The sequence below is a fragment of the Methylobacterium sp. CCH5-D2 genome (assembly GCF_001556475.1).
In the GTDB taxonomy this organism is placed as follows: domain Bacteria; phylum Pseudomonadota; class Alphaproteobacteria; order Rhizobiales; family Beijerinckiaceae; genus Methylobacterium; species Methylobacterium hispanicum.
The window spans coordinates 1-7,692 of the sequence record NZ_LSIX01000965.1 but is presented as its reverse complement, the minus strand read 5'-3'; the positions used below and the strand labels follow the sequence as shown (position 1 = coordinate 7,692).

Sequence of the window (7,692 nt, the reverse complement as noted above, 5' to 3'; positions counted from 1 at the left end):
AGATGTGTATAAGAGACAGCCCCTGCCCGGCACCCCTGCCCGGCACCCCTGCCCTCAGAGAATGGACCACGCCATGGCCGTCGAAGCCTCCGGTACCGCGAGCGATCTCGTCCAGGTCGTGTCCCTGCTGGCCGCGGGCGTGATCGCGGTTCCGCTGTTCAAGCGGCTCGGGCTCGGCTCGGTGCTGGGCTACCTCCTGGCCGGGCTGGCCATCGGCCCCTTCGGCCTCGGCCTGTTCACCGACGCCCACGCGATCCTCCACGTCGCCGAACTCGGCGTCGTGATGTTCCTCTTCATCATCGGCCTGGAGATGGAGCCGTCCCGCCTCTGGGGTATGCGCCGCGCGATCTTCGGCCTCGGCCTCGTCCAGGTCGGCGCCTGCATCGCGGCCCTGACGCTGGTGGGCGTCGCGATGGGCTTCCAGCCCGCCGTGGCCTTCGTGGCCGGCACCGGCTTCGTGCTGACCTCCACCGCGATCGTGATGCAGCTCCTCGAGGAGCGGGGGACGCTCTCGACCCCGAAGGGCCAGCGCATCGTCGCGATCCTGCTGCTTGAGGATCTCGCGATCGTGCCGCTCCTCGCCGCGGTGGCGCTGCTGGCGCCGGGCGGCGGCGAGACGAGCGGCGCGGAGCGCGCCTGGGGTATCGGGATCGCGCTGCTCTCGGTCGCCGCGCTCGTGGCCGCGGGCCGCTGGCTGCTCAACCCGATGTTCCGCCTGCTCGCCGCCGCGAAGGCGCGGGAGGTGATGACGGCGGCCGCCCTCCTGGTCGTGCTGGGCGCGGCGCTCGCCATGCAGCTCGGCGGCCTCTCGATGGCGATGGGGGCGTTCCTGGCCGGGGTGCTGCTCTCGGAATCGAGCTTCCGCCACCAGCTCGAGGCCGATGTCGAGCCCTTCCGCGGCATCCTGCTCGGCCTGTTCTTCCTCGGCGTCGGCATGTCCCTCGACCTCGCGGTGATCGCCGCCAACCTGGGCCTGATCCTCGCGAGCGTGGCCGCCTACATGCTGGTGAAGAGCCTCGCCATCTACGGGATCGCCCGGGCGCTCCGGGCCTCGCACGCCGAGGGGCTGGAGCGCGCGGCCCTGATGGCGCAGGGCGGCGAGTTCGCCTTCGTGCTCTACGCGGCCGCGGCGGGGGCGGGCATCATCGACGGCACCACCAACGCGATCCTGACCGCGACGATCATCCTGTCGATGGCGATGACGCCCCTGATGGTCATCGCCTTCGATCGCCTCGGGCCCAAGGCATCCCCCTCGACGGAGGGCGTGGAGGCGCCCGAGGATCTCGTCGGGAGCGCCCTGGTCGTCGGCTTCGGCCGCTTCGGCCAGATCGCCAGCCAGCCGCTGATCGCGCAGGGCTGCCCGGTCTCGATCATCGACACGAGCGCCGAGAACATCCGCCTCGCCGAGGGGTTCGGCTTCAAGGTCTATTACGGCGACGGCACGCGGCTGGACATCCTGCGCGCGGCGGGCGCGGCGACGGCGCGGGCCATCCTCGTCTGCATCGACGACCGCGCGATGGCCAACCGCGTCGCGGAGATCGCGCGGGCCGAGTTCCCGCTGGTCCCGGTCCTGGCGCGGGCCCGCGACCGGGAGCACGCGGTCGAGCTGATCCAGGCCGGGGTGGCCTACCAGGTCCGCGAGACCGTGGAATCGGCCCTGGCGCTGGGCGAGCGGGCGCTGCTCACGGTCGGGGCCGAGCCGGAGGCGGCCGAGGCGATCATGGCCGAGGTCCGCCGCCGCGACGCCGAGCGCCTCGAACTCGAGACCGTCGGCGGCATCTACGCGGGGCTCGATCTGATCCGGGGCAACGCGGCCGCCCTGCACAAGGCCGGCTAGAGCGCTCTTGCGCCGAAGCGGACGCCGGTTCGGCGCAAGAGAGCGCGTCAAGACAAGAGGTTCGAGAGGTTAGAGCCGTTCCCGATTGCAACGCGATCGGGAACGGCTCTGGCCCACCTCCCGGGGACGGCCGCCGTCTCGGATCCGGCGACGGCGCGCGGCCGGCCCCCGGGGCGGGACCAGGCGGCTCGGCCCCTCAGCCGGCCGCCTGAAGCACGCGCCGGCCGCGCTCGAACGATCGCGGTATGCGCTCGATCAACCGGCTCACCTCGCGCGGCGGGCAGGCCGGGCTGTACAGGAATCCCTGCGCCGAGTTGCAGCGCCGCGCACGCAGCAACTCCGCCTGCTGGTCCGTCTCGACGCCCTCGACCGTGACGTCGATCCCGAGGTCGCTCGCGATGACCATGATCGCCTTGATCACCGTCAGGCATTCCGGGCGGCTGCTCAGGTCGCGCACGAAGGCCCGGTCGATCTTGATCTTGTCGACGGGGAACTGGGTCAGGTACCGCAGCGAGGAGTAGCCCGTCCCGAAGTCGTCGAGCGCGATGCGCACGCCGAGCGCCCGAAGCGCGCGGAGATTGCCGAGGACGTGCGGGGTGTTGTCGAGGAAGATCGACTCGGTGATCTCGATCTCGAGGCGCTCCGGGGCGAGACCGGTCTCGCCGAGCACGGCCTCGACGTCCCCGAAGAAGTCGGGCAGGCGGAAGTGGACCGACGAGATGTTGACCGCCACCCGCATGGCGGCGGGCCACCCGAGCGCCTCGGCGCAGGCCCGCCGCAGGGCCCAGCGTCCGATCGTGATGACGAAGCCCGTGCTCTCGGCGATCGGGATGATCTCGCCGGGCGAGACGGGACCGTGGCCGGGGCGCGTCCAGCGCAGCAGCGCCTCGCAGCCGATCACCGCGCCGTCGTCTAGGCGCACGAGCGGCTGGTAGTGCAGCTCCATCTCGCCGTTGGCGAGCCCGGCCCGCATGGCCCCGTCGAGCTCGCGCCAGCGCTGGACGCGCATCTCCAGGTTCCGGTCGAAGCGCCGCCAGCGGCCCTTGCCGGCCTCCTTGGCGCCGTAGAGCGCGAGGTCGGCCTTGCGCAGCAGGTCCTCCGGGTCCGTGGCGTCCTGGGGATGGCGCGCGATGCCGACGCTGACGCCGATCTCGGCGCGAACGCCCTCGATGAGATAGGGCTCGCCCAAAGCCGCCACGATCGTCCCGGCCAGGCGTTCCGCCTCCGCCTCGCCCCGGCCGCGATGCAGGACCGCGAACTCGTCGCCGCCGAGCCGGAACACGTGGCCCGCCTCCCCGGCCGCCGCCGCCAGCCGCTCGGCGACCTGGCACAGGAGCGCGTCGCCCGCCCCGTGGCCGACGGTGTCGTTGACCGTCTTGAACCCGTCGAGGTCGAGATAGAGCAGGCTGAGGTGCGGCCCGCCCGCCGCCGACCCGGGCTCCGTCGCCGGTCCCGGCACCGCGCAGGCCGCCGACGCCGCCTCGTGGAACATGACCCGGTTCGAGAGGCCGGTCAGGGAATCCCGCGTGGCCAGCCGCGCGATGTGCGCCTCCGCCTCGCGGCTCTGCGTGATGTCCGACCCCACCCCGCGGAAGCCCGCCAAGCCGCCGCGCGGGTCGAGGAACGGCTTGCCGGTCAACCGGAGCCAGCGCGGGCCGGCCGCCGTCCGGATCGCGACAGGACATTCCCGGAAGGGTCTGCCGAGCCGCAGGTGCTCGAGCAGGTCGGCGGCCCGGTCCGCGTCGGCCCGCGCGCCCGCCTGCGTCGCGAGCAGGATCTCGAACGAGCTCTGCTGCAGCACCTCGATCGTGCAGCCGAGAGCCTCCGCCATCCGCCCGGAGACGTGCTGGAACCGGCCCGCCTCGTCCGTCTCCCAGAGCCAGTCGCTCGCGTTCTCCTCGAACTCGTTGAGCAGCAGGCCGATGGTCTCGCTCTGATCCTCCACGCGCACGCGGTCGAGGATGCGCCTGCGGGACAGACGGCTCATCCGGCTCACGCTGAGCCCGACGAAGCACGCGTAGACGAGGAGCACGAGGGCGATGCTCAGCGCGATCGGCTCGCCGCTGCGCGCCAGCCCCGCGAAGCAGCCGACGATGAGCGGCACGGCGAACAGGTAGGAGACCGACAGGAGCGGGCCGACGACGTAGGCATCCGAGATCAGGCCGGCCGAGATGCCGACGACGAGCAGGCGCTCGTCGCTGGTGGCGGGCGCGAACAGCACGATCGGCATGGTCGCCCAGGCGAGGCCCAGCGCGAGGGACAGGATCCCGGCGACCCTGTAGCCGCGCGTGACGCCGGCCTCCGAGCCCGCCTCGGCGTAGGTGCGCTGATAGAGCCGGTTCGTGTAGATCGTCGCCGCGATCACGACGGCGACGAAGGCGAGCAGGCCGAGGAGATAGGCCCGCGGCGCCGAGTCCCAGAAGAAGCCGGTCACCGCGACCGCGATGATCAGGTGCGTGACGGCCGAGTAGTTCGCGAGCTTCAGCGTCTCGTCGAGCAGGCCGGACAGGACCTGAAGCCTGTAGCGGCCCGGCAGCTCGTCCAGGGCGTCGAGATTGCGGATGCGGCGGAGCAGCGAACGCGACCGGCCATCGGACGACGCGGCCGGCGGCTCCCGCTCAGGGATGGGATCAGCGGACATCGCGCGGGACGACCTTCATCTTCATGCCGCCCTTCGGTCGAAGCGTCACGCGGAACTGGTTGGCCGGCATCCCGGGGCGCGTCGGCACGAAGCGGAAGGCCGGCAGCAGCGTCGCGAGGACGACGAGGCATTCCGTCAGGGCGAGGCCCATGCCGATGCAGACGCGCGGGCCCGCCCCGAACGGCAGGTAGGCGTAGCGGTCGCGGCTCGCGGCCCGCTCCGGCGCGAAGCGGTCGGGATCGAAGACCTCCGGCTCGTCCCAGATCCGCCGGTGCCGATGCAGGGCGTAGACCGGGACGTGCACGGATTGACCGGCCGGAACGATCCGGTCGCCGAGCCGGATGTCGGCCGCCGCCCGCCGGACGATCAGGGGAGCGGGCGGATACAGGCGCATCGCCTCCATCACGACCTGGCGCGTGTAGGCGAGGCGATCGACGGCCTCGGGGTCGGCGGCCGGATCCGTGCCCAGGCCGCGGGCCTCCGCGACGACGCGCCGCTCGACCTCCGGGTGTTCCGCGAGGAGGCGCAGCGTCCAGGTCAGGGCGAGCGCCGTGGTCTCGTGGCCGGCCGCCACGAAGGTCAGCAGGTTGTCCACGAGGCTCTCGTCGGGCAGGGGCCGGCCGGTCTCCGGATCCTCCGCCTGCAGCAGCAGGCCGAGGAGGTCGGCCCCCGGCTCGCCGCGCGCGCGGCGCCGCGCCACCGTGCGGGCGACCTCGGCCCGCAGGTAGCCCGCCGCCCGGGCGCCGGCCCGCGCGCCCGGATGGGGGATCCGGGCCGGGGCGCCCAGCATCGAGAGCGCGATCTTCCAGCTGGTCTGACCCAGATAGGCGTCGATGGCGCGACCGAACGGCTCGACCTCGAGCTGGCTGTCGCCCGACACCATCGTGGCCACGATGATGTCGAAGGTCGTGCGCATCATCTCCGGAAGGATGTCGCGCACCCCGTCCGGCGGGCCGGCGCGGAGCCAGCGCGACCGCGTCGCCTGCGCGGCCCGGGCCATCGCGGGCACGAAGCCCCGCACGCGATCCGGGCGGAACATCGGGGCCGCCGTCCTGCGCTGGCCGCGCCAGTGCGACCCGTCCGCCGTCAGGATGCCGGAGCCGAGCGCGGGCGCGAGGGCGCGCAGCATGAAGGGCTCGCGCTCCAGCGCCTCGGCCTGATCGACCAGCAGGCTGCGGATGCTCGCCGGGTCGCAGACGTAGGTGGTGCGCTGGCCGAGGAAGCGCGTCGTCACGAGCGGTCGGTCGTAGACCTCCGGCGGCCACGCCTCGATCAGGTTGCGCAGCATCGTGGCGAGGAGCGAGGGCAGCGCGACGGCGTCCGCCACGGCATCCCGGAACGGGGCCTTGCCCGGCTCGCAGATTCGAAATGTCTCGACGAACGGCATGCCGGCCACCTCCCGGGTCGATCCTTCGCCGCCGCCGTTAAGTTTCTATCTATCGACCGATATCGAACGCTGCGATGCCGGAAGATCCGTATCGCTGATGAGCGAATCCTTTACAAAACCGGCGCGCGAACTGATCTATGTTGCCTTGCGCGGGCGCAATCCGGCGATCGATCCGGCGATCGTCTCGGGTCGAGCCGCCAACCCATCGGGCAAGCTGCCGCCGTCGCGCGGTCCCGGCACGCCGCCCCGCGCGGCGAGCAGCCCGCCGCAGGACTTCGCGGGCGCGGCGGCTTGCGCGGAATGGCCCAGGGCGCGGCGCGTGGGGCACGGCGCGCGCTTTCCCCATCCCGGCTGCCCCGATGCTGGGAGAGGCGGTCCCGCTCAGCTTTGATCTGGCGCAAGCCGGCGGGGGCCCTCCCGCGTCCAGTGCCGGAAATCCGCCCGCGCCAGCGTCTCGCAGGGATGGTGGAAGAGGTAGTAGCCGAACGCCGCCGTGGCCTCCCGCGCCGGGACGGGCTGGAAACCGATGGGCAGGCTGTCGCCCTCGCGCACGCGCGCACCGAAATCCCAGGCGCCCGGGCGGACGAAGTACGGGATCAGCATGGCCTCGCGGACGGCGCAGCACAGCCCCGGCTCGCGCCGGTGCTGGAAGATCCGATACGTGTCCGGAGGTCTCTCGGCCGGCATCGTGCCCGTCCCGTCGCTGTCCCGTTGCTGTCCCGTCGTCGGCATCGAGCCCGATCCGGGAGCGGGGGCCTTGCGGCAGATCAACGCCGCGGCGTGCGCGAGCCGGATGCTTCGGACCTGCCGCGTCCGACGTGGCCGCGTCCGACATGGCCGCGTCCGACATGGCCGCGTCCGACATGGCCGCGTCCGACATGGCAACGACGGGCCCGCCGCGCAGCTACGTAACAACCCTTACGCGAACCTGCTTAGGGGAGCGTCCGGAATTTCGCGGCCTCCGCGGGGCGGCCACTCTCCCCCCATCCCCGATGGGTGAGGAGCGCCGCCATGACCACCGAGTTCACGCCGCCGATGCCTGCACCGGCGTCCGCGCACGCCGCCGGCCTGCACGCCCCCGCCCACGGCTGCGCCCTGTTCGCGGGCTGCCCGGACATCATCGGAACGCCGTTCTCATACGCGCGCGAGGAGGAGGTCTACGGCGAGGGCGAGGAGGCCGAGTTCGTCTACAGAGTGATCGAGGGCGCGGTGCGCACGCACAAGGTTCTGAGCGACGGCCGCCGCCAGATCACCGGCTTCCATCTCCCGGGCGACCTGTTCGGCTTCGAGCAGGGCCTGGCGCACCGTCACACGGCCGAGGCCCTCGCGGAGACGAAGGTGCTGATCTTCCGGCGGCGGCAGGTCGAGCTGGCGGCGGCCCGCAGCGCCGAGGTGGCGTGCCGCCTCTGGGACCTGGCGACGAACGACCTGCGGCTCGCCCAGGACCTCACGCTGCTGCTCGGACGCCGCTCGGCCCTGGAGCGCGTCGCCGCGTTCCTGATGGAGGTCGACGAGCGCCTGGGCGGAACCGGGACCTTCGCGCTGCCGATGACCCGGCGCGACATCGCCGATCATCTCGGCCTCACCATCGAGACCGTCTCGCGCACCCTCTCGCAGCTCGAGGAGGACGGGGCGCTCGTGCGCGGCGGCGGCCGGCAGGTCGGCCTGCGCCGGGGCCGGCTCCGGCGGATGGTCGAGGACTGAGCGGGGGCGGGACGCCGCGGGCGCCCGGAGCCTCTCATATCGTTTCCGGTTGATGGGTTCGGTTTGAGGCATCGTCTCAGGACGAAGCGCGGGTCCCCTCTCCCATAGGGAGAGGTCTGCTTT

The 7,692-nt window shown here is 72.5% G+C and carries 6 protein-coding genes; 3 read left to right on the top strand and 3 right to left on the bottom strand.

The genetic code is table 11. The features are described from left to right. Positions 1–73 precede the first annotated feature (73 nt). Entirely contained in the window at positions 74–1,837 is a 1,764-nt protein-coding gene (locus AX737_RS26260; RefSeq protein WP_066926601.1) for a monovalent cation:proton antiporter-2 (CPA2) family protein, read from the top strand. A gap of 196 nt (positions 1,838–2,033) precedes the next feature. Here AX737_RS26260 and AX737_RS26255 read toward each other — a convergent pair whose 3' ends face one another. After that, on the bottom strand, positions 2,034–4,478 hold the full coding sequence (locus AX737_RS26255) for an EAL domain-containing protein (protein ID WP_066926599.1): 2,445 nt from the start codon (positions 4,476–4,478) through the stop codon (positions 2,034–2,036). Beyond that, positions 4,468–5,865 carry a cytochrome P450 gene (locus AX737_RS26250; protein WP_066926606.1) on the bottom strand — a complete coding sequence of 466 codons (1,398 nt, stop codon included), beginning with the start codon at positions 5,863–5,865 and terminating at the stop codon, positions 4,468–4,470. The genes AX737_RS26255 and AX737_RS26250 overlap by 11 nt, the downstream gene beginning before the upstream one ends. On the opposite strand from AX737_RS26250, the gene AX737_RS33700 reads away from it, so the two are divergent. Then, positions 5,864–6,256, top strand: a complete 393-nt coding sequence (locus tag AX737_RS33700) for a hypothetical protein (RefSeq protein ID WP_156453971.1) — start codon at positions 5,864–5,866, stop codon at positions 6,254–6,256. The genes AX737_RS26250 and AX737_RS33700 overlap by 2 nt on opposite strands. Here the strand turns inward: AX737_RS33700 and AX737_RS26245 are convergent. Then, positions 6,247–6,597 (bottom strand): hypothetical protein, encoded by a 351-nt coding sequence (locus tag AX737_RS26245; protein ID WP_238230624.1) that lies wholly within the window; start codon positions 6,595–6,597, stop codon positions 6,247–6,249. The genes AX737_RS33700 and AX737_RS26245 overlap by 10 nt on opposite strands. Positions 6,598–6,900: 303 nt before the next feature. Between AX737_RS26245 and AX737_RS26240 the strand changes: the two genes are divergently transcribed. Further along, the gene (locus tag AX737_RS26240; RefSeq protein WP_156453972.1) at positions 6,901–7,569 is read left to right on the top strand and encodes a helix-turn-helix domain-containing protein; all 669 of its coding nucleotides are present in this window, start codon (positions 6,901–6,903) and stop codon (positions 7,567–7,569) included. Positions 7,570–7,692: the final 123 nt, after the last annotated feature.